Genomic DNA, 21,719 nt, shown 5'->3' on the forward strand with positions numbered 1-21,719 from the left:
TCATAAAATGTAATAACCAAGGAGACGAGTATTGACTTCATACATCATAATTTCTCACAGTCTGCCTCACGCTCACAGCCGAACTTCGCTAAAGTGCCATTTATAGTATTTGAATTTAGGTCTAGATTGATGATCGTAAATGCCAGCATAGCGGTTGTTCAAGTATTTATATTTAGATGACTTATTTGTATCCCCCCTAATCTCTGCCATATTAGAAAGTTACTGGTTAAGATTAGGTTTTTGTATCGCTGATAAAGATGCATATCATGTTCATCACTCTTCTTTATCCAGCAACTCCATTAATCCAACCAGTGCAGCGAAAAGTACAGCCCCTACAGGCCAAATTATCCAAGTTACGCCCCAATCCATAGTCCATAAGCTCCAACCAAGAAAGATAGCGATTAGCAAAGGCCAGTAGAATGCAGCGAGTTTTTCAGCACGTTTTACACGTCTACTCTTTACGGTATCTAGAGGCCCATCTTTTAGAATATTGTTATAAGCCTCGTATTTAGCCGCAACAGGAGACACAATGTATATCCCAGCGGCTATGATGAGCATAAGTACAATTAGCATCATTAGAGTTATACTTGGGCCTCTGAAAAGCATACTAGCAAACATAAGAGGTGCAAAACTGATAATGAACATAAATATACCCAACGATAATCTTCGATTATAGGTAGGTCTGAACTTTGTTAATTTTTCATTGAAAACACCATGTACACCATAGGCTAATTCAAATGCTTCATTATCTATTACCGCTATATCGCTTTCATATTGGTTGGCTCTGAGAAAAAAATTTATTCCCATAGAGACCATAACTACAATACACACAACTCCTATCGCTGTTGCGATATTGCCTGTCAGGTTCAATCGATTGGTTTCAGCCATTGCCAAGAAGAAAAACAAAGGTACTACTGAGCATAAACAAAGTATAACTCCTTTAGTGATTAAGGCTGACACTTCCATCTTATTTTCAATATATTTTGCTGCTTGTTCTAAACTAATTTGAATGATAACAGGCTTTTTATTTTCATCATGAGAATCAAAAGCTTCATTCTCATCTCTTAGTAGAAAGTCAGTAGACACGTCAAAAAGCTCCGCCAATATAATTATCCTATTTAAATCAGGTATGCTATTAGTGCTTTCCCACTTAGACACTGACTGCCTAGAAACATTCATCTTTTCAGCCAATTCTTCCTGCGACCAACCAACTTGTTTTCTTAATCTGACAATCTTTTCTGCTAAAATCATAAAGTTCATTCCTTCATTTGTTGTTGAGCGGTAAGCATAGAAAGTCAGGTAGTTGCAGACCAGCAAGTCAAGTTGTTAATTTGTCAACCAGCGGTTGCAATTAGGCTAAACAGCTAAATTTAAACATTTTATTTGGTGCTAGCAAGTTAGTTTTTCATTTTGAGAGTCGAACCAAATCAGACATCCTAAATATAACTAAGCTGTCAATCTATGGCAAAATTTCCCCATCAGGCAGGTCTTCCAGCCCAAAAGCTTTAAAGGTGCCCGTTTGATCCAATTTTGTCACTCGCTTAGGGAAGAGTTTAGTGTTTAATTGCTAAAATCACCTATAGCATAACTAGGGCATCCATAGTTAAACCACCTCAAAAAAAGAATGTTAGTAATGGGTCAATTTTGTTGACTAACGGTTGCTCGATTTAAGTTGTTAATTTACATTATTATTAATAATTTTCAGTAATTTGACATGATTAATTCATTAGAAATCTGTGTAAAAATTAAATGCTAGCGTCTTCTATACTCACAAAGTGATCTTGAAACCGAATTCATTACTGACTGCTTTAGGCTCAAATGAGCATCAAGTGATGGAAGTTCAAAGGCAGCAACGAGCTTACACTAGCCCTCAAACATGCAGTATATATTGGTTTTAATTACCAATAATCTGTTTATTCTTTTACAAAAACTAATGTCAGCTTTCGGCTAATAGTTAGCATTAGTAAAGCAGGTTCGAACGTCAGCTATAGAGAAAAATGGATTCCAATTACAAGATGCTTGAGCGGCTGTTAATCGCTCCTAGCCGCCTTTAAAAGTCATTCAAACAAGATTAAATTTTAAAACCCTGTCTTAAAATAGGCATACCCGCCGAAGGGATCTATCGCTAATTCATAATATTTAGTTCAGTTAGCCTGAGCGCACCACTACGTTTATTTACTTTAGTGTCGGTTCAACGGCAAAAAATGTCGATTCAGATAAACATTAATGAAGCAGGTTAAAAAACTCGCTAAATTCCTTATCAACAAAACGCCAAATACCTATTTTGATAAGGAATATAGTCATGAACATTATTACAAAAACAGTTATAGCACTTAGTTTAACAAGCCACTTTAGTGCGCATGCCATTGACCTGCGAGTCGACAACATTCGTGTATACCAAAGTAATTCGCAAAGCTTTTCTGCGCCGAGTTCGCTTTATATTGACGATGGTAAAATTGTAAACGTTGCCAAAGCGACCGACCCACTACAAAACGCCGATAAAACTATTGATGCCAACAACCAATATGCAATACCTGGTTTAATTGATTTACATGTACATTTGGGTTCATCAGGCAGTAACTTTACTGAGTTTCAGTATTTGCCGGTTAAATCGCACTTTAATTCTAATTTGTATTTAGGCGTAACTAACATTGTTGATTTGTTTTCGTTTGAGCAAACCCTAAACGAAGCCGCTCAATTAGAAGAAGCCCAACTAACCCCTAACCTTTTTTATGCAGGTACATTGTTTACCAACCCTGGCGGGCATGGCACGCAGTTTGGTGGCAACGCTTACGAAATTGCCAAAAATGAAGACATAGCAGCGCTATGGAAAAAACATATAAGCACCCAAGCCCATGTAACTAAAGCGGTTATTGAAACCTTTGGCGGTGTGGGTAAATCGTTGACTGATAGCCAATTAAGCGATCTTGGTAAGCGCTCTAAAGCGGCTAATTTACCGTATTTTGTGCATGTTTCTACACTAGATGATGGCAAACGCGCTATTAAGGCCGGTGCAACGGCTTTAGCCCACGGTATTAATAGCGAAGCGATAGATGATGAGTTTATTACGCTAATGAAACAGCATAATGTAACCTACATTCCTACCCTTGCGGTGTACCACAACCATAGCGATGAAAAGCATAACCATACTATTAGCTCACAAAACGAGTTACTAAAAACCATTCCCGAAAAGCTTCAAGAGTGCTTGTTTGAAAATGTGCCTGCGCCTTCAAAATGGAAAGAACACGCATGGAGTGAACGTAAAACCGCTTATGCAAATATTCAAAAGTTACATAAAGCTAATATCACTATAGGCACCGGCTCTGATGCCGGAAACCCATACACAATCCATGGAACAGGGTTACATAACGAGTTAGATGCACTTAAAAAAGCGGGCCTAACTAATGGTGAAATAATTAATGCGGCAACGGTTAACGGCGCACAAGCGATCAATAAAGCAGATAGTATTGGTAAGCTTGCTAAAGGCTTTGAGGCAAGCTTTATACTGCTTAAGCAAAACCCACTTGATGATATAAACCATATTCACACAATCTCAGAGGTTTATAAAGCAGGTATACAAGTAGACCGCCCAGCGCTTATTGCTCAAAACAAAGCCATAAAGCCACAAGGCCCCACTTGTAATGAAGTAATTAAAAGCAGCCAAGCGCAGCATGTTATTGATGATTTTACCGGTGATACACCATGGCAAGCCTTAAGCGACTCGGTAATGGGTGGTCAGTCTGTGGCAACGCTTACCACGCATAAAAATAGCTTAACTATAGATACAACCATTACAAAGCCAACAAGCTTTGGCGCGTGGGCAGGCGCTGAAATAAAATTTACATCACCGGCTGATGCTTCAGCATTTAAAGGTGTGCGCTTAACGTATAAAGGGTCTACCACGCCTTTTGCTTTGTCTGTTTATCATAGTGATGTAAAAGATTGGGATCACTTTAGTGTACTTTTAAAGCCGCGCGATGAATGGACCACGCTTGATATTCCCTTCACTACACTTAAACAATTTGGTTTTGGTAGCCCAGTTACGTGGTCGGCAACAGAATTAACTGGGGTTAACTTAATGTGGCGTAAAATGCCAGGCGCAAGCATTGAGTCATTAAAAAACACACTACAAATCAAAGAGCTAACTTACTTTTAAATGAGTAGCAGTCAAAACACAAAATCATTTGGGTTTTGACTGTTTTTTGTTATGGTTTAATCACTTACAAAAAGAAGCACATACTATGCTCAAACATCCATTTTATAAATACAGCTTTTTTACTCTACTTATTGTAGATATTGCTTATGCCCTTGGGCTAATAATCGCGAACTCCGCCCCCTTTACTACTGGTAGTGCACTCGCTGCAACTGTGTGGTTCGTAACTTTTTACTGGGTTCCTGTTTGGAGTGCGGCAGCAGTTATTTTTTCCCTTCGCAATAAACACATTAACAAAATAGCATTTGAATGGTTAATTGCAGTTGTATTTATGGCACTTGGTAATGTGCTTACCGATATATTACTCACACAGCTTTTTGATGGGCATAAATCGATGGGAGTATTTGTTGTATTTAACGGCTTACTTTGGGGATCGTGTATTTACTTTACCAGTATTTTTATTGAAAACAAAAAACGCGCAACAGCCGAAAAACACGCACTTAAACAAGCCCAACTTGCTACATTACGATATCAACTAAACCCTCATTTTATGTTTAATAGCTTAAATACAATTTCGGCCTATATTCATACAAACCCTGATTTAGCCGATGAAGTACTGCATGAACTTGCTGATATTTTAAGGTACTCCCTTGATACCGCCGAGCAACAGCAAATACCTTTACAGCAAGAGCTTACAATAATAGAAAAATACTTAAATATTGAAAAAGCACGCTTTGGCGATAAACTTCAGGTTAATTACCATATTCCCAATAGGCTTAAAGACATATCGCTACCACCGCTACTTATTCAGCCAATTATTGAAAACGCCATTAAACACAACGCCAACCAAACTTCTCTAATACTTAATATAACCCTGAGTGAGCTTCCAAACGGCGTTAAAATACAAATTAGCGATAATGGTAAGGGTTTTTCGAGCGATGTAATAAAGCACGGGCATGGCAATGGTGTAGGGATGAAAAACATACTCAAGCGCGTCAAACAACTTGGTAAAAGTAAGGTACTACTGAGCAATAATAATGGTGCAGTGGTTACGTTGGAGCTAGCACTATGAACAGCAAAAACCAGCAACATACTATTACTAAAATGCGCGTATTATTTGCCGATGACGAGCTTCCCGCTCGCGAAAAATTAAGCCATCAATTAAGTTTAATGGGGCATGTTGAATTGGTGGCTATGGCTACAAATGGCAAAGAGGCTATTACATTAATCAATGAGCTGACCCCTGATGTGGTATTACTTGATATTCAAATGCCTGAAATTAACGGCCTTGAGCTTATTGATTTACTTAACTACCAGCCCATTATTATTTACACAACCGCGTATGACCAATTTGCTATTGAAGCTTTTGAGCACGCCTCAACTGACTACTTACTCAAACCTTTTCCTATTGCTAGGCTAAAAAAAGCTCTCGCCAAAGCGCAGCAGCAATTAGAGCAACAACGTGCACATACCCTAGTCAATCACGAACCCAACGAGCAAACGTTTACATTAACCAAAAACACTATAAATAAGCTCATTAGTAAAAGTGGTGAGCGCATATTTTTACTCTCCCCTAGTAATATTAAATTTATTAAATCGGAGCAGGGCAATAGTTTGGCGTGGAATGGCGATACATTTCATCATTTAAGCGATACACTTGATCAGCTTGAGCATGCTTTAGCAGCACATAACTTTGTACGAATCCACCGCAGTTATTTGGTTAATATTGACCACATTAAAGAAATACAGCGCTGGTTTAATGGCAAACTTATGGTGATTGTAAATGACGATATTAAATCTGAACTAAGCACCAGCAGAGCCGGCGCAGATAAGTTAAAGCAATTGCTGCATATTTAACTTATCCAATATGCTACTGGTCGTTACTCGAATACACACTTAAAATAGGGAATTTATAATCGGCAAACGATACAGTTACCGATTGTGTTTCGTTGCCTTTAAAACCGAGTTTAAATTCCATTGGCATAAATCGGCTGCCGTCAGCAAAAAGTGCAAGTAAGTGCTCCTCGCCTAATTCTCGATTGCCCGACGATAAGTTAGTTAGCGTTATAACAGCCCAGCGTTCGCCCTCTTCATTGCTCATTAATACATAATTAACGATTTTAAAATCCCCTTTTTTAGGGGTTATGTTGCTATCGTTTGCAAACGATAAGTGCATGCTATTTGGTACTGCACGGTCAACATTTAGCGCTTTGATAGAGTCGGCTTGGCTTGCCCACGAAAGCACCAATAAAATGATCACTAAGGCTTTCTTCACTGTGAGTTCCTTTTTATTACCTAGTAAAATACCTAGTAAATTACCTAATAAATTACATAACAATAACTGTTTAAATTATATTCGCATTCCATACCTATTATGTAAACAAACAATCATCACAATTTTATCCAGCGCTTTGGCTGCGCCACTACAGACTAAGCGCTCATTCAGTGTGCTTGCGCTACTTTGAGGTAATAACGAGTGATAAGAGTAAATAATTAAAGCTAACTTAAAGTAAAAAGCGCGATTAAACAGGAGTATAAACGTATGGCAAGCACACATAAAAACTCAACAATGGATTTATCTGATCCCAGTAATAGCATTCAAATAAGAGGGGCACGCGTTCACAACTTAAAAAATGTAGACGTTGATTTACCTCGTAACGCATTGGTTGTTTTTACAGGAATATCGGGCTCTGGAAAGTCGTCGCTTGCGTTTGGAACGCTGTTTGCTGAGTCGCAGCACCGTTACCTTGATTCAGTATCGCCGTACGCCCGAAGGTTGATAGATCAAGTTGATGAGCCCGATGTTGATTCTATTGAAGGGCTACCGCCTGCCGTTGCTTTGCAGCAGCAACGCGGCGCACCGTCGGTTCGCTCATCAGTTGGCAGCATAACAACTATTTCTAACGCGCTACGCATGCTTTACTCACGCGCAGGCGAATACCCCAAAGGGCAAGGCATACTTTACGCCGATGCGTTTTCGCCGAATACGCCACAAGGTGCCTGCCCAGAATGCTCAGGAATAGGCCGAGTGTTTGAAGTAACCGAAAAGCTACTTGTGCCAGATGATACGAAAACTATTCGCCAGCGCGCTATAGCCGCGTGGCCACCAGCATGGCAAGGTAAAAACCTAAGCCGTATACTTACCTCGCTTGGTTATGACATAGACACACCTTGGAACAAACTTTCTAAAAAAGCACGCGATTGGATTTTATTTACCGACGAAACACCTACTGTGCCGGTATACCCAGATTACACCTATGAGCAAACACATAATGCGATAAAAAATAATGAAGATCCAAGCTACATGGGAACTTTTTCAAGCGCTAAACGCTTTGTTTTACAGTCTTTTGCTACTACCCAAAGCCCGCGTACAAAAAAGCGCGTATCGCAGTTTATGCAAATATCGCAGTGCCCTACCTGCCAAGGTAAAAAATTAAAACAAGCGTCGCTAAGTGTTAAATTTGCAGGGCTTGATATTGGCGAGCTATCTCAACTTACATTAAACGAACTTGCTAAAAAATTAAGTAATGCCGCCAACACCAAAGTAAATAAAAATACAAAAAATCCAGAGCAAGCCATTGTTACGCAGCGCATTGCCAGCGATATTCTTACCCGTATTGAAGCACTAACCATGCTTGGTTTAGGGTACTTGTCGCTTGAGCGTACAACGCCAACGCTCTCACCCGGAGAGCTACAACGATTGCGACTTGCCACACAAATTCGCTCTAAATTATTTGGGGTAGTTTACGTGTTAGATGAACCTTCAGCGGGTTTACACCCTGCAGACACTCAAGCACTTTTAAAAGCGCTTGATGAGCTAATAGCGGCTGGCAATTCTGTATTTGTTGTTGAACACGATGTTAGCGTTGTTGAACATGCTGATTGGATTGTTGATGTAGGCCCTGATGCCGGTGTGCATGGTGGCAACATTATTTACAGCGGCCCTGTTGAAGGGTTAAGAAAAATAAAAAATTCGCACACCGGTCGTCACCTTTTTGCTAAAAACGCCAGTCAAGAGTCAACTCAAAACAGCGCGCAAAAAAAGGAGCAAAGGCAGCCAAAAGCGTGGTTAAAATTGGCAGATATTGAGCGTAACAATCTTAAAAAACTCAATGCAGAATTTCCACTAGGTGTTATGACAACCGTTACTGGTGTTTCGGGCTCTGGTAAATCAAGTTTAGTAAGCCAAGCGTTAGTAGAACTTGTTTACGAAGCACTTGGGCAAAAAATAATAACGGAAGCGCCAACCGACGAAGCCGACTTACTCGAACAAGAGCTGCAAACACACACCAGCGGAAAAATCATTGAAGGAATAAATAATATAAGCCGCCTGATTACCGTAAATCAAAAAGCGATTGGCCGTACCCCTCGTTCAAACTTAGCTACCTATACGGGTTTATTTGATCATGTGCGTAAACTATTTGCTTCTACCCAAAAAGCGAAAGAGCGCCGTTACGATGCTGGTCGCTTTTCGTTTAATGTTGCTAAAGGTCGCTGTAAAAACTGTGAAGGCGTTGGCTTTGTGAGTATAGAGCTGCTGTTTTTACCTAGCGTTTATTCACCTTGCCAAGTGTGTCATGGCAAACGTTATAACGAGCAAACACTTGAGGTTACATATCGTGATAAAAACATCAGCGATATTCTAAATTTAACGGTTGAATCGGCATATACCTTTTTTGAAAATGAGCCTGCAATACTGCGATCACTCGATGCACTTATGCAAGTAGGTCTTGGGTATTTACGTTTAGGGCAACCTGCCACTGAGCTTTCGGGCGGTGAAGCGCAGCGTATTAAATTAGCAACAGAGCTTCAACGTGCGCAGCGCGGTAACACACTTTATGTTCTTGATGAGCCAACTACAGGCCTGCACCCATCGGATGTATCAATGCTGATGTCGCAGTTAAATAAATTAGTGGATGCTGGCAATACCGTCATTATGGTTGAACACGATATGCAAGTAGCCCGCAATAGTGACTGGGTTATTGATGTAGGACCCGGTGCTGGCGAAGAAGGCGGCTTAATTGTAGCGCAAGGGAAACCTACAGAGGTAGCCCAATCTAAAATAAGCCGAACAGCACCTTTTTTGAATCGTGCAATTTAAAGAGCAGGTAAACACTAAATAACAAAAAAGAGCCAATGGCTCTTTTTTGTTATTAGCTTTTTAAAAAGCGTTCTATTTTAGGTTTTACCGTAACCGACATTATCAGCATTATAGTTAAACCTATTGGTAATGCGGCTAATAACCCTTCAGCCCATCCAGTTACAAATACACGCATATCTGCATAGCCAATATTATTAGTAGCGGTAACAAACGCCATAACCGACTCCATGATCAGCGCCATAAAAACACTAATCACTAAGTTACGTTTTAGCTCGCTACTACTAGGCAATAACTTATTAACTAGCTTATGCATTAAGGTCATCATTACAAAACCAACAGGCGCCATAACCAATACTGCACTTATAAATGAGGTAAACCAATCTGCATAAAAATGCTCTGTAACACCCACATTCACATAAGTCATAATGCCAGTTAGCGTACCGCCAATTAAGGTAATAATACTTACCATAACCAGTATTTTATAAATTACAGGTGTTTTTTTAGGCTCAACCATTACTGGGTTTGCTGATACGGGTGTACTCATTTTTGGGCATGCCTTAAGCGTTAAATAGATGACAAAATCAACTATAACAAATTAATTGACAATATCAACTACTTTAAATTGGTTGGACCGCCTAAGATTAAAAGTAGTGGTAGCACTCGATGCAACCACTACTTTATGAGTATTTAAATTTATTCTGATTTATTAGCTATTTTTTGAAGATTCTCATGAATTTTAAATAATACAATTAATAGCTCACACCAGATGCGCGCACCAATTGCCCCACCAACAATTATGGCCAAACCACTAATGAAACCACCACCATACTTAGCAAACATTGTTGTTACACCTGAGATCAAAGTACCTATTAAAATTAACCAGTAAACGAATGTAATTATTTTTGGGGTTAACATTGAATCAAAAAAGAATATATCTTTCATTTTAGTCCTTTATAACTCCGTTTAAGAATACTAGTTTAGCGGAGTTAGAAACTAAACTAGTAATATAGAATTTTTTATTACTTATTTAAACTATCTAGCTCTTTTTCAAGATCTTTCATCGCTTTTTGGGCTTTAAACTCTTCGTAAAGCGCTTCGCGTGAACTAGGATCTAGACGCTTACCAGATTGAGCTACTAGGTTATTAAATGTTTCTTGTGTATTGCTCATTACAACGAATGTACAAAGTTGCTTTACCCCGTCTAATTTAGCAAATGCAACTTCTTGTGGCACAGCACCCACAAGGCTTTGCTGTGCAACTTGCTTACTTACTTGCTCAAAAGTTCCACCAACGTTTAGCTCATCATTACTTTGTGCTTTACGTTGGTATAGCTTGTCCATAACGCTTGCTTTAACCTGTATTTGCTGAGATAAATCGGCGCGAGCAGCTGCAATTGCTTGTGCTCTGTCGGTTGACATACTGCCTGACCAAGGTACGCATGACGACGATGCTAAACCTTTATCAGACACAGGTAATAACACCCAACTTGGTACTGAATCATTTTTTGCTAACGGCTCCGACTGTGTTTTTTCAGTGCTTGAACACGCACCTAATGCTAAAGCGGCTATTAGAGGTAATAACTTTTTCATTTTAAATTCCTTTCAATTGCTTTTGATAATAAGCGGTGCGTTTTACCACTTTTTGTAAATAGTTACGGGTTTCTTGCGCAGGTAAATTGTTAACCATTAGGGTGTAAACCTTCTCAGCTGACATTGCATTAGCTGCAATACTTGCTTGGTTCAGTGATTTAGAGCCACTCAGCGTTTTGGCTACGTTACCTGGGCCAGTATTATAAGCGGCAATACTCATGTAAATTCTTGATTGCACATTACGTACATTTTTAAAGTAACGATTACTTAAAATATGCACATAAGTGCTGCCTGCTTCTACGTTATTATCAGCCTGAAATAAGTACTCAGGGCTAAGTAATAGCGGTTTACCTTGCAAAAAATTGCTCACATCTTTACCCGCTGAAGTAGGCACTATTTGCATTAAACCAAAAGCAGGAATTGGCGATCGTGCAAGCGGATTAAAACTCGATTCGGTATGTATAATTGCCAATAACAGTGCGGGATCTAAGTTATAACGCTTGGCTTGCTGTTGGACTTCTGGTAGATAACGTTTTGCTTGGTTCGAAAGTGTATTATCGGGCAATTTATAGCTAATTGTTACTCTGTCTTTTTGTTTAGTTATTACAGGTGCCTTTGCAGTGAGCACCTCTTTTACAATCTCTGTAGAGAGCACCGTTTGCTCGACTATTTTTTTAGCTTGAGTCGTTGTTGGTGACTTACTTTGCTCAACTTTTTTATTTAAAGGCTTACCCGTTGAGGTAAAGTTTTTGCTGTTTATTGTGTTATTTGCCGCAATATAAACGGGATCATTTGAAAGTGTTTTATTTACCGTTACTTGTGAAAGCTCATTTAATTGCTGCTTTGCATATTCAACTGCTTGCTCGTCGTTTTGGCTGTTTAATAACTCAACAACGACTTCACCACTTTCGAAATTTACACTCGTGCGTTTATTTAGATCATCACTGTATTTAACCCACACTGTTGAGCTTGGCAGGTTTGGATCTTGCCACTTTTGGGTTACTTGTTCTAAATATGCATTTTGCGCATTATGCCAAGCACTTACAAACGCTTCAAATTCTTGCTTTTGCTGTTGTTCGTACTGACTAAACTCACTTTGACGCTTTTTTAAAAAAGCCTCAAATTCGGCTTCTTCACTTGTTTGAGCTAAGCTATTTAAGCTCATAGTTAAACAAGCTAAAGCGCTAATTTTTAGTAGTATTTTAACTTTTGAGTGCATTTTTTATATCCCTATAAAATTAAAAATAACTACTTAAATCATCAGCAGATAGATTATCAAACTCAGTTTGAGCAGCTAAGTTTAAACGCTTACAGTCTATGCTTCCACATCGCCGGGTTAACGAAATTACTTGCTTATAGCGCTTATTAACAAACCAGGTTTGTGCAACTGAGGCTCTCGCTTCGTCGAGTTTTAGCTCACTCGCTTTTAAATATTTATCGAGATAGCTTAAACGTTGCTCCTCTGGCGATTGATCCGCTGCTAATGCTACTGCATCAGACATCGTTGTAGGGTGATTCAATGCAACTTGCAATAAAGGGCGTAAGTTTGCTTTATCTTTTTGGCTACCAACTTGCCAAGCCGCTCTAATGGCAAGTCCAGCTTCGTTAATATCTTGCGCGGCAGGTGTTACAACACCAGTACAAGTTAACCATTCTTGCTGTTTTTCTTGCTCATAGTCCGTAATTTCAGCGTCAATAAAGCTTACCGACTCTGGCAAAGTAATATTGAGCTTATTAGCTAAAGTATTTTTAATAATACGACGATCAGGCAAGGTCAATGCATTTCGACATGCCTGCTCAAGCGCATTTTTTGCACTCGATTTTAACGCCATTACTCGGGCGTATTGACCATTAGCCTGACTTTTAAAAAAAGCAGTTTGTTGTTCAATGGTTTGCTCTGAGTCGAAAGTGGCCGAAGCCACCAACGAAAGCGCTAAAATAGGTGCTAGCATTAAAGTTCCTTTTCGCTCGCTACTTTACCTGATGCACCTTGGGGGTTAGCCGCTTTTTCGTTTAACCCACCGTGTGCTTTTATTTTGTGGCCGTAGTGACTTACACCGTTAACAGTTTGGCCATTATTACCTTCCATCTCTTTAGCTGCTTTGCGTGCCGTTGCCTCTAAGCTTGGCGCATAAACAGCTACGCTGTACTGCCAAAATCCATCATCACTTGCAAAACTTTTAACACTTACACCAGGTGGTAATTTACCTTTTGCAACGGTTGAATATTCGTCAGATGTTTTTAATTGATTTAAAAACGTACTGCGATCTTCTTCAAGAATTTCTACTTGTTGCGGATCATTTAAGTATGGGTCATCGTACTCAAACTGTTTAGTACCTTCCATTTGCTTTTCGTCAAAACTACCTTGCCAATACACTTTTTCACCTTGAATAGTGGCAAGCAACGCAGAACGCGCACGTGTTTGCGATTGCGATTTAGCAACGCCTTTAAGCTTACGAGCAACATTGCTGTTTCTATTTTGACGTGCAATTGCAGAGCCATAACCTAAAACGATAACTTCGCCAGTATCAGCGTTAGTAAGTACTTTGGCGCCAACCGGTGGTAAAACACCACTTTTAACATCACTGATTACTTGTTGGAAAATTACATTCGGTTCAGTAGTTACCGCTACGGCACCACGATTACCTTTAATTTGTGAACGTGTTTTAGGCGTTGAAATTAAGCTTACACGTACGCCTTTATCATCAATGTTGTCGTAAACGTCATAAGTAACAAAGCCCGCTAACGAACCCGATACAGACTCTTTACACGCCTCCATCATATTAGTTTGTTCGTTTGCCGTACCTTCAACGCCCGTATCAATAACATCCATTCTTGCAGACACTACATTGCTACATTGATGTTCAACACCTTTCATATTTTCAATTAATTGTTTTTTCGCAATTAAATAAGCTTGATTATAAGCACCGCGTTTAGACAGCAAAGTCGCATTCATATTTTCGTAGGTGTTATAACTAGCACTACCAATAGATAAAATACCGGTGCCACTACCAACTTGAATCATTTTAATACCGTCTTCGTTGTCATCCATCAGTGCCTGATGAGCAACAGCAACTGCAACGCTTGTATCTTTTGCAACCACTACATCGCCAGAAACTTCGGCTTGTTCAGCACCCACTACTTGCGCGCCTGGGCGAGCAGGTATCATATCTGTTAAGCTAAATTCTTCCTCTGCGATTGCAGGCATAGCTAAAACCATTGCTAATGTTAATATTTTTAATTTCATCATCTATCCTTATTTGTACCTGAGTGTAAAGTCGTCTTCGACTGTAATTTTTGAAAGGCTTTTTGCTGTTATTGTCATTAACGCCTGATCAAGCGCATGAGCAAGCTCCCCGGTGCTACCTTTAAATCTCAGGCTTGCTACGGTATATTTTTGCTGTTTATGTATAGATATATCGCTTACGCCACCTAACGTACTTAACACATCATGCAATTTTTCTGGTTGCGTTAGCTTATTGCTTGGCAACATGACTTCACGAACCAAGCCCCCTCTTGCAACTACTTGAGTAAATGCATTATTAAGGGCTTTATGAAGCGCTTTTGATTGTGACTCGCTCGCCAAATGTACTGCCATTAAATCTTTTTCTACGTAAGGAGCATTAGGCAACGACATAAATGAAGGATCGTTTTTCCACTGACCATAAGTGTTTCCAGCTAAATCTCTAACGTCAGCACTTAAATAAAGTTGTCTGTTGTTAGCGCGCTTAATCACTTCAGATTTTGCATAAATAACTAAACTAGCCGCGTTACCAACTTCAATTCCTTGCTCGTTTAACCAAACTTTTAGTTCGGTTTTTAATGGTTCAGGCGCAATAACCTGCACTCTAGGTGAACCAATCATGCTTAATAATTTAGATGCTTTTTGAATAAGTGGTGCTTTTTCTACAACAGCCATAACGGTGACTTCCACACCACCATTTTGCAGTTCTCTGGTTTGCAGGGTTTGCCACTCTTTCACAAGCCCTTCACTATGACTCGAAAGCTGTTGCCCTATTAACTCTTGCATGTTTGTTGATTCGTTACCGTCAACAATATTCATACTTGTACTTGATGATTGCGTATGCTGCTGAGTAAGCCACACACCTACAACTTGCGATACAGCACGTTGCAAAGCATCTTGCTCTGCAATCGTCAGTGCTGTTTTACCTTCTTTTTTCCAGCCTTGGCCTATTACTGTCACACTAATATTTTGAGTGGTTTGTTGCCAGCTTTGCTCTTGCGGCTCTCCTAACTCTTGCGGGTTAAGGCTTACAGTCATGCATGTGTCGTTACCACTGAGTGTAGGCGTTGAGTAATTTAAAGGAACGGCACCAGCACTCAAACCTTCCATCATCATAGTGCGTTGTTGCTCATATAAGCTGGCGGCATCATCATCTAAACTGGTTGCTAAATGTTGCTGTGCACTCTGGGTTGTTAAGCTTTTATTACCTTTAATAAAACTTATAAGCTCAGCACTAGCTTGGGCTTTTGCACCCGAGATAGCCGTGCTACCTCGTCCATATGCACATGACTGTGTTTGCAGTGTACCATCAGACAATACATTCACTTGAGCTTGCGCACTCAAGGAACATAATGCTAATAAACCAAGCTTTTTGATCATGTACGGCTCTCCAAAAAGTCAGCGGGAGTACCGACCGATACAGCAAATATTTTTGTACCATTTGACGGTCGATAAATACCATTTTCAGCTTTGTTTTTAACATCATCTGCTGCATCGGAGTCTTTCCAACGAATAATTTCACCATTTGCACTACTACGCGAAGGGTTAACATTCGCAACGCCAATCGGTTCAACAAATCCTGCTTCATAGCTAAAAACTATCATTGTTTCGTTAGGAAGTACGCCAGCATTTTGACCTCTATCTAAACTAATTTTGTTCCCTTTAATACCTAAAACTTGCGCTGTGGCAGGCATTTCACTCAACATACGGGTAAGCAAGATATCAATACCACGCGATCCCATATCACTGAGTACTGCATTTACATGAGCACTTTGATCAAAGTGAAAACCTGCGACGTAGCGCCCGCTTACAGTCGTAAATTTTAACTCCGAGCGATCACGTACATCTTCAGATTTAACACGAATTTTGCCTAAATTAGGGTGCGATAGTTTTTCACGTGTTTGCGGATTTATAACGCCTGTTGTCAACTCTAATGTATAGTCGGCCCAATCGGTAATTGAACCTTCGGTTTTTAATGTTCTGAGTGAGTCTATTTTTACTACAAAATCGGGGATTAACGCTTTAACTTCTGCACGCTTGGCAGCGGCAACTACTCCTTGTTGTTGTAAAATTAATTGTTGTTCCTTTGAAATAGCATCATCATCACGCGTTACTATCCTGAAGCGATTAATTCCTGCAAATTGATTTTCGAGCATTAGCAATAAGTTTTGGTTGTCAAACTCGCGCATAGCATCAACACCAATACCACTGCCATTTACACCAGCTAAATCAAAGTACATGCGTACGATTGGTTTTTTAAGCGGACAACTATCTGTTTCTGTATTTGCATCAAACGTGCAACGCTCTAGACCTTGGGTGTCAAAATATGCAGGCATAGCTATATCCGCGTCATTAAATATATAAGCACTTTTGGCTATTACGGTATTTGAGGCGTTGTTACTAACCAACCCTGATTGTGTAGCACTTCCTTGTTTAGGTGAAGAGTTACATCCTGCTAATAAGGCGAGTGTAAATGCTGATAGAGTTAAGTTTTTTATTAATTTCATTACCATTCCTAAATATCGAACAGCCACTGACTAGCAGGCGCTTTAAGTTGTTGTACTAAATTGTTAATCGCTTTTTGTTTTGCATTTTCTTGTGTCGTAGCACTTTCTTGCGCAAAAAGATCCTGTTGTAGTAATACTTTGAAAGGACTTGAACTTCGCGTTAGCGCTAGAGTTAAAATAACTTTGGCTGAATAATTATTATTAGATTTGGCGTACTGCCAACGTATTTGGGGACGCATCCATAAACGTGTATCGCCGCTATGTGGGAGTGCATTATTTAGTGCTGATTTAATTTCGCTAATATTATTAGCACCGATCACATCACAAGAAACAGCATTTAATGCTTTTGCTTGCTCATTCAATAAATTATTTAAAGTCGATTGAATTAATAGCTTAGGCCCAGAAAGGAGCTCTAATACTGCTAGCTTTTTTGCCGCAACATCAAGACCTCCACTATTTTTAAGTGCCCAAATGAAACGCTGTTCGTTGTCATTTTTTGGCGCAGAGATACGAGAAAGTTTTAATAAATCAGATTTTAGGTTTTTTACTAAAGTCGATTTTTTAACTCCCATTTTTAAAGCAAATAAGTTATTTTTCTCAAGCGTATTTAGCTCCTCTAGTCCAGTTAATGTAAACGGTAAACTAGTTAAGGTTGTTGCTTGTTCAAAATAATTGCTTGCTTGGTTGTCCTGCTTTATGAACTTTTGTAATTGCTGCGTACTTACATCAACGCTTAGTTGAGTAGTAATATCGGCTATAGCCGCTTGCTTTGCAGCTAAGCGACTCTCACCAACCCCAACCGCAGTAATATATTCATCACTTTTTTGCGGTTGAGTTACCCAATCTGGCCAGTTTTGAGCTGAGCAGCTAAAAGCACCTGCTATAAGAAAAGCAAAAATGCTTGTTTTCATTAGCCTTTCGCTTCTTGCTCAAGTTGTAACTCATTTATTGCTGTAATAGTTGCTTGCTCAAGTTCTATAATTTCGTTTGCTTCAAGCGCTAACGCAAGTTGATCTTTTGCTTTAATAAGAGCGGTGCCTATATCTTTGGGATCTTCTTCTTGCTCAGCATTCTCTTCATCGCTTGAAAGCCATGAACTGACAAGATTTCCACCCATTTTTAAAGCTGTTACTTTCGCTATGACAGTGCTGTGTTGGCTTAAAATATAAGCAGATTTAGCAATCTCTACCGTTAAATCAGTCGCAAGTTCAACATTTTGCTGATAAATACCTTCGTTCGCTAAGTTATAAGCTGCTATTTTATGACCAATTTCTTCATCTTTATTCTTTGCTCCTGCGTCAAACTCTTCGATTGCAGCTTGAAGTTGCTCTGGTGTCGACTTTTGATGGGCATATAAAAAGGCTTGTACATCACGGTAGTTATCAGTTTGAGTGCGGTATTCACCCATAACTTTTCGTTGACGCTCAAGGATAATAGCTGACATATTTAAAAATTCGTCAATACCTACCTGTACAGCCACCGGGTGAAAATAACCGAGTGTATCCATTCGAGTAGTTAACTCTGCAACTGCAGTATTGCGGTCTAAATTAGCAGAAGTACTAGTATCGGTTGTTGAAACACAACCAGCAAAAAGAGGTACAAAAATAAGTGCGGATAGAATAGCTTTTTTCATGAGGTAATTCCCTATACATTAAAAAGGCAAGAAAGCACAAAGCTAAGCTGTTGACTTGATTCATTCTTCCTTGAATATGAGTATAGAATTACCGAATTTGTAAAAAAATGCAACACAGAAAATTAATAAATTTATATTACTATCAACAAAAAAATAAACAAATGTAACCACGACAAGGTGTTCAGCTTAAGTTAATACTTTTGTCTCATTTTTGTGTGATAGCTCTATTTATTTAGTTTTATGTAAAAAACCCTTGCAAGCTGTATAGACATTGTTCAATCACGTTTATCGTTAATCTTGAATAATTAGTCCAACGCTAACCACACACCTACAGCAACCATTAAACTACCAGCAATACGGTTCATCCATTTTATATTATCACCACGGCTTAAAAATAAACGTAAGCTTTTACCGCCTGTTGCGTAAGCTAACATACTTAAAAACTCGGTGGTCATTATAACACCAAGCAATACTAAAAGCTGAGGGGCTACAGCATGCTCAACACTTATAAAGGGTGGCAGTAGTGAAATCATAAACGCCCACCCTTTAGGGTTAGCAATTGCGGTTACAAAACCTTGCGTAAATAACGACTTCCTACTTACGTCACTTGGTTTTGAGGTATCGACCGACATTTTTCCTTTGGCTCGCCACATGTTAACGCCAATATAAATTAAGTACGCACCGCCTACCCACTTTAAAATAGCAAACGCATCTGGGTAATTTAGCATTACGCTTGCAACACCTAATACCGCAGCTATGGCAACACTTGCGACACCTAACAGCTCGCCTATCATCATCCATAATGTGCGGCGCACGCCAATGCTCATACCGAGTGTCATGGCAAGGGTCATACACATACCTGGCGTTATCGACACAAAAAAGAAGGTAGGAATAAAAACCGCAAGTGCTGCTACATCAATCATTAATTTACTCTCATATTAAAAGCAAAAACGCGGCTATAAGTAGCCGCGCTGTTGCTTACTCATTTTTATTACTATTGACCAGCACTTACCACGGGGTCAGTAATAACCTCTACTGGCTCTGCTGTATCATTTAACAAATACTTATCTAACCACTGTTCTTGTTCCCACAACACATGTAATAAGCTTTTACGCGCACGGTAACCATGTGCTTCATAAGGGAGCATTACTAAGCGAGCATCTTTACCTAAACCTTTAAGGGCTGCGTACATGCGCTCACTTTGCATTGGGAAGGTTCCTGAATTAGGATCTTCTTGGCCGTGGATCATTAGCATTGGTTCGTTAATTTTTTCAGCATGGAAAAACGGCGACATATTAGCGTACACACTTTGTGCTTGCCAAAAATCACGCTCTTCTCCTTGAAAACCAAACGGCGTTAATGTGCGGTTATACGCGCCACTGCGAGCAATACCTGTTTTAAATAAATCGCTATGAGCCAATAAGTTAGCAACCATAAATGCACCATACGAGTGCCCTGCTATGGCTATTTTGTTTTTATCGGCAATACCTTTTTTAACCAATACATCAACAGCTGCTTGCGCACTTGATACTAACTGCTTTCTAAAGTTATCGTTTGGCTCGCTGCCATCAATACCCACTATTGGCATTTTAGGGTCGTCAAACACGGCAATCCCTTTAGCAAGGTAAGGCATTGGGCCCCAATAACCAATGTAGGTAAACGCATAAGGCGATTCGCGTACTTGCGATGCAACGGCTTTATCTTTGTATTCAAGTGGATAAGCCCACATAAGTACCGGTAACGGGCCTTGTGTTTTATCGTACCCTGGTGGTAAATAAAGCGTGCCCGAAAGCTCAACGCCGTCGTCGCGTTTATAACGTAATTGCTCTTTAGTTACGCCTTTAAATGCAGGGTACGGATGCTCAAATGTCGTTAGTTGCGTTAACGTGTCGTTATCTAAATCACGTATAAAAAAGTTAGGTTGCTCAGTTTTAGATTCGCGAATAGTAATAAAGCGCTCACCTTCGTCATCAAGTAGTGCACGAACACGCTCATAGTATGGCGCTTCTGATTGCCATAAACGCTTGCTGCTATTTGTTTTAACATCGTACCTATCTAAAAACGGCACATTACCTTGCTCTGAAGCACCATTACCGCGCAGGTAAATATAACGCCCGCCTACAATTTTAATTACGTTTGCGCCTAAATCGTTGCGCTCGTAAATGGCATTACCCGGGTCTTTGTACGCATCGTTGTAACTACGCTCTGAAAATAGCACGCGGTTTCTGTCGGCATTTCGTGGTTGCACTATGTAAGTACGTACTTGGCGATCGCTAAAGCGCCAGTCTGTCAGCATTGCTACGTTTTCGTTGCCCCACTCCATTCCCGCATAACGGCGCTCTACTTTGGCAAATAATTTAGGCTCGCGTTTAAATGGTGCACGTAAGCTGTAAACATAATCATGATGCTCAACGTCGGTTTTCATGTCGCCGCCATCTTGCGCCTCGGCCCAAATAACTTCAGCACCTTGATCGGCTCGCCATTCAAAATCACGGCGGCCAGTGCGTACACTGTCGTAACCTTGTGGAATATTATCGGCAAGTGGCTGTTTTGCCAGCTCTGCTAATGCATAGCCGCGCATGCCCCATATTTGCCACGTGCTTGCAAAGCGGCTGTAAGGCACTTGATACGAAAACGGCTCATTAATACCGGCAACTAAAATATTGGTAGAATCAGGTGATACTGAAAACGATTTAAATAAAGAAGGGCTACCTATTGCTTGAGTATTGCCATCAAGCGTTATGTAAGCCAATTGCCCTTGGCCGTAAAACTTAAACTGTGATTCATCAAACGGGCTGGTTAATAAATTTTGGTAAGTACGTGCTGGCGCTTTTTCGCCAGTACTTTGTTGAATAACAGGCACTACATTTTGGCTGTTATTTTCAAGCCTTGGTTTACCAAAATTAACAGCAAGATTTGCAACAATGGCGCTGCTATCTGGCAGCCATTTATATGGCGATGCAGTTAGTACCGAATTTAACGCAGCACTAGTTAACTCTTTTGCTTGTTTGGTTTCAACGCTGTAAAGCCATAAGTTGGCTTGGGTTGGTTGCTCAACAACAAAGGCTAAATATTTACTATTAGATGACCATTTAGGTGAGCGGATAATGCCATTAGGTAAGTTGTTAATGCTAATAACCGACCCGCTTTGAACATGCTTTAGCTCCACGGCACTAAATTTGGCACTCACACGAGAGCGCGAAAAATTAGCGGGGTTTAGCTTAATACCTGCAAGCTTAAGCTCTTCTTTTGCAAGTTCATCAAGGGTTACTACACGTTTGCGCTCAAAAAGCGCTAGCCACTGGCCATCGCTCGATAAGTAACTAGTGGGTGCTAACTTAGCGTCAACCAATGCTGCAAGTTCGGGTGATGGGGTTTGATAGCCCTGCTCGGCGTAACTTGTTGGGACTAATGCCGCACAACAAATAAAGACAACTAACAGCCTAAAAGCGCTCATGTTTTTATCCTTTTGTTATTTTTTACTCTTATAGG

General features: G+C 39.9%; 18 protein-coding genes. 4 read left to right on the forward strand and 14 right to left on the reverse strand.

The window, feature by feature from the left end; genetic code table 11:
- Positions 1 to 273 precede the first annotated feature (273 nt).
- On the reverse strand, positions 274 to 1,251 hold the full coding sequence (locus H5161_RS04855) for a helix-turn-helix domain-containing protein (protein WP_182768806.1): 978 nt from the start codon (positions 1,249 to 1,251) through the stop codon (positions 274 to 276).
- Positions 1,252 to 2,302: 1,051 nt separating this feature from the next.
- On the opposite strand from H5161_RS04855, the gene H5161_RS04860 reads away from it, so the two are divergent.
- Genes H5161_RS04860 through H5161_RS04870 form a run of 3 tightly spaced genes read left to right on the forward strand, consistent with a single transcriptional unit; the run spans position 2,303 to position 6,010 of the window.
- Complete coding sequence (locus H5161_RS04860) at positions 2,303 to 4,156, forward strand: CIA30 family protein (protein ID WP_182768807.1); 1,854 nt, start codon at positions 2,303 to 2,305, stop codon at positions 4,154 to 4,156.
- Positions 4,157 to 4,184: 28 nt separating this feature from the next.
- Complete coding sequence (locus tag H5161_RS04865; RefSeq protein WP_182768808.1) at positions 4,185 to 5,225, forward strand: sensor histidine kinase; 1,041 nt, start codon at positions 4,185 to 4,187, stop codon at positions 5,223 to 5,225.
- The gene (locus H5161_RS04870; RefSeq protein WP_182724059.1) at positions 5,222 to 6,010 is read left to right on the forward strand and encodes a LytTR family DNA-binding domain-containing protein; all 789 of its coding nucleotides are present in this window, start codon (positions 5,222 to 5,224) and stop codon (positions 6,008 to 6,010) included. Before H5161_RS04865 ends, H5161_RS04870 begins: the two co-directional genes overlap by 4 nt.
- A 13-nt stretch (positions 6,011 to 6,023) precedes the next feature.
- On the opposite strand, the gene H5161_RS04875 is transcribed toward H5161_RS04870, so the two are convergent.
- Positions 6,024 to 6,428, reverse strand: coding sequence for a hypothetical protein (locus H5161_RS04875; RefSeq protein ID WP_024597346.1), 405 nt, complete (start codon positions 6,426 to 6,428; stop codon positions 6,024 to 6,026).
- A gap of 267 nt (positions 6,429 to 6,695) precedes the next feature.
- On the opposite strand from H5161_RS04875, the gene uvrA reads away from it, so the two are divergent.
- Positions 6,696 to 9,254, forward strand: coding sequence for an excinuclease ABC subunit UvrA (gene uvrA, locus H5161_RS04880; protein ID WP_182768809.1), 2,559 nt, complete (start codon positions 6,696 to 6,698; stop codon positions 9,252 to 9,254).
- 52 nt (positions 9,255 to 9,306) lie between these two features.
- On the opposite strand, the gene H5161_RS04885 is transcribed toward uvrA, so the two are convergent.
- The 12 genes from H5161_RS04885 to H5161_RS04940 all read right to left on the reverse strand — a co-directional run bounded on the left by H5161_RS04885 (position 9,307) and on the right by H5161_RS04940 (position 21,684).
- On the reverse strand, positions 9,307 to 9,798 hold the full coding sequence (locus H5161_RS04885) for a DUF2798 domain-containing protein (protein WP_182692473.1): 492 nt from the start codon (positions 9,796 to 9,798) through the stop codon (positions 9,307 to 9,309).
- Between the two features lie 149 nt (positions 9,799 to 9,947).
- Complete coding sequence (locus H5161_RS04890) at positions 9,948 to 10,196, reverse strand: DUF4282 domain-containing protein (RefSeq protein WP_002960155.1); 249 nt, start codon at positions 10,194 to 10,196, stop codon at positions 9,948 to 9,950.
- Between the two features lie 77 nt (positions 10,197 to 10,273).
- Positions 10,274 to 10,843, reverse strand: a complete 570-nt coding sequence (locus H5161_RS04895; protein WP_002960153.1) for a hypothetical protein — start codon at positions 10,841 to 10,843, stop codon at positions 10,274 to 10,276.
- A 1-nt stretch (position 10,844) separates the two neighbouring features.
- Positions 10,845 to 12,062: a murein transglycosylase domain-containing protein gene (locus H5161_RS04900; RefSeq protein ID WP_121955185.1), complete on the reverse strand. Its 1,218-nt coding sequence runs from the start codon at positions 12,060 to 12,062 to the stop codon at positions 10,845 to 10,847.
- Between the two features lie 19 nt (positions 12,063 to 12,081).
- Positions 12,082 to 12,795, reverse strand: coding sequence for a hypothetical protein (locus H5161_RS04905; protein ID WP_182768810.1), 714 nt, complete (start codon positions 12,793 to 12,795; stop codon positions 12,082 to 12,084).
- Complete coding sequence (locus H5161_RS04910) at positions 12,795 to 14,090, reverse strand: hypothetical protein (protein WP_121955187.1); 1,296 nt, start codon at positions 14,088 to 14,090, stop codon at positions 12,795 to 12,797. The genes H5161_RS04905 and H5161_RS04910 overlap by 1 nt, the downstream gene beginning before the upstream one ends.
- Positions 14,091 to 14,099: 9 nt before the next feature.
- Entirely contained in the window at positions 14,100 to 15,467 is a 1,368-nt protein-coding gene (locus tag H5161_RS04915) for a hypothetical protein (RefSeq protein ID WP_182768811.1), read from the reverse strand.
- A complete protein-coding gene (locus H5161_RS04920; protein WP_033021129.1) occupies positions 15,464 to 16,594 on the reverse strand; it encodes a hypothetical protein in 1,131 nt (376 codons plus the stop codon). Before H5161_RS04920 ends, H5161_RS04915 begins: the two co-directional genes overlap by 4 nt.
- Before the next feature lie 8 nt (positions 16,595 to 16,602).
- On the reverse strand, positions 16,603 to 17,505 hold the full coding sequence (locus tag H5161_RS04925; RefSeq protein WP_182768812.1) for an LPP20 family lipoprotein: 903 nt from the start codon (positions 17,503 to 17,505) through the stop codon (positions 16,603 to 16,605).
- A complete protein-coding gene (locus H5161_RS04930) occupies positions 17,505 to 18,227 on the reverse strand; it encodes a hypothetical protein (protein WP_002960140.1) in 723 nt (240 codons plus the stop codon). The genes H5161_RS04925 and H5161_RS04930 overlap by 1 nt, the downstream gene beginning before the upstream one ends.
- Before the next feature lie 305 nt (positions 18,228 to 18,532).
- Positions 18,533 to 19,150, reverse strand: coding sequence for a LysE family translocator (locus H5161_RS04935; RefSeq protein ID WP_149603552.1), 618 nt, complete (start codon positions 19,148 to 19,150; stop codon positions 18,533 to 18,535).
- A gap of 71 nt (positions 19,151 to 19,221) precedes the next feature.
- Positions 19,222 to 21,684, reverse strand: a complete 2,463-nt coding sequence (locus H5161_RS04940) for a prolyl oligopeptidase family serine peptidase (protein ID WP_154902959.1) — start codon at positions 21,682 to 21,684, stop codon at positions 19,222 to 19,224.
- Positions 21,685 to 21,719: the final 35 nt, after the last annotated feature.

It is taken from the genome of Pseudoalteromonas sp. SG43-5 (genome assembly GCF_014164345.1).
Lineage (GTDB): Bacteria > Pseudomonadota > Gammaproteobacteria > Enterobacterales > Alteromonadaceae > Pseudoalteromonas > Pseudoalteromonas distincta.

Excerpts from the sequence above, each read along its gene's own strand:
- H5161_RS04855 (WP_182768806.1), bottom strand. The coding sequence starts at position 1,251 with ATGATTTTAGCAGAAAAGATTGTCAGATTAAGAAAACAAGTTGGTTGG.
- H5161_RS04860 (WP_182768807.1), top strand. The coding sequence starts at position 2,303 with ATGAACATTATTACAAAAACAGTTATAGCACTTAGTTTAACAAGCCAC.
- H5161_RS04870 (WP_182724059.1), top strand. The coding sequence starts at position 5,222 with ATGAACAGCAAAAACCAGCAACATACTATTACTAAAATGCGCGTATTA.
- uvrA (WP_182768809.1), top strand. The coding sequence starts at position 6,696 with ATGGCAAGCACACATAAAAACTCAACAATGGATTTATCTGATCCCAGT.
- H5161_RS04885 (WP_182692473.1), bottom strand. The coding sequence starts at position 9,798 with ATGAGTACACCCGTATCAGCAAACCCAGTAATGGTTGAGCCTAAAAAA.
- H5161_RS04890 (WP_002960155.1), bottom strand. The coding sequence starts at position 10,196 with ATGAAAGATATATTCTTTTTTGATTCAATGTTAACCCCAAAAATAATT.
- H5161_RS04895 (WP_002960153.1), bottom strand. The coding sequence starts at position 10,843 with ATGAAAAAGTTATTACCTCTAATAGCCGCTTTAGCATTAGGTGCGTGT.
- H5161_RS04900 (WP_121955185.1), bottom strand. The coding sequence starts at position 12,062 with ATGCACTCAAAAGTTAAAATACTACTAAAAATTAGCGCTTTAGCTTGT.
- H5161_RS04905 (WP_182768810.1), bottom strand. The coding sequence starts at position 12,795 with ATGCTAGCACCTATTTTAGCGCTTTCGTTGGTGGCTTCGGCCACTTTC.
- H5161_RS04910 (WP_121955187.1), bottom strand. The coding sequence starts at position 14,090 with ATGAAATTAAAAATATTAACATTAGCAATGGTTTTAGCTATGCCTGCA.
- H5161_RS04915 (WP_182768811.1), bottom strand. The coding sequence starts at position 15,467 with ATGATCAAAAAGCTTGGTTTATTAGCATTATGTTCCTTGAGTGCGCAA.
- H5161_RS04920 (WP_033021129.1), bottom strand. The coding sequence starts at position 16,594 with ATGAAATTAATAAAAAACTTAACTCTATCAGCATTTACACTCGCCTTA.
- H5161_RS04925 (WP_182768812.1), bottom strand. The coding sequence starts at position 17,505 with ATGAAAACAAGCATTTTTGCTTTTCTTATAGCAGGTGCTTTTAGCTGC.
- H5161_RS04930 (WP_002960140.1), bottom strand. The coding sequence starts at position 18,227 with ATGAAAAAAGCTATTCTATCCGCACTTATTTTTGTACCTCTTTTTGCT.
- H5161_RS04935 (WP_149603552.1), bottom strand. The coding sequence starts at position 19,150 with ATGATTGATGTAGCAGCACTTGCGGTTTTTATTCCTACCTTCTTTTTT.
- H5161_RS04940 (WP_154902959.1), bottom strand. The coding sequence starts at position 21,684 with ATGAGCGCTTTTAGGCTGTTAGTTGTCTTTATTTGTTGTGCGGCATTA.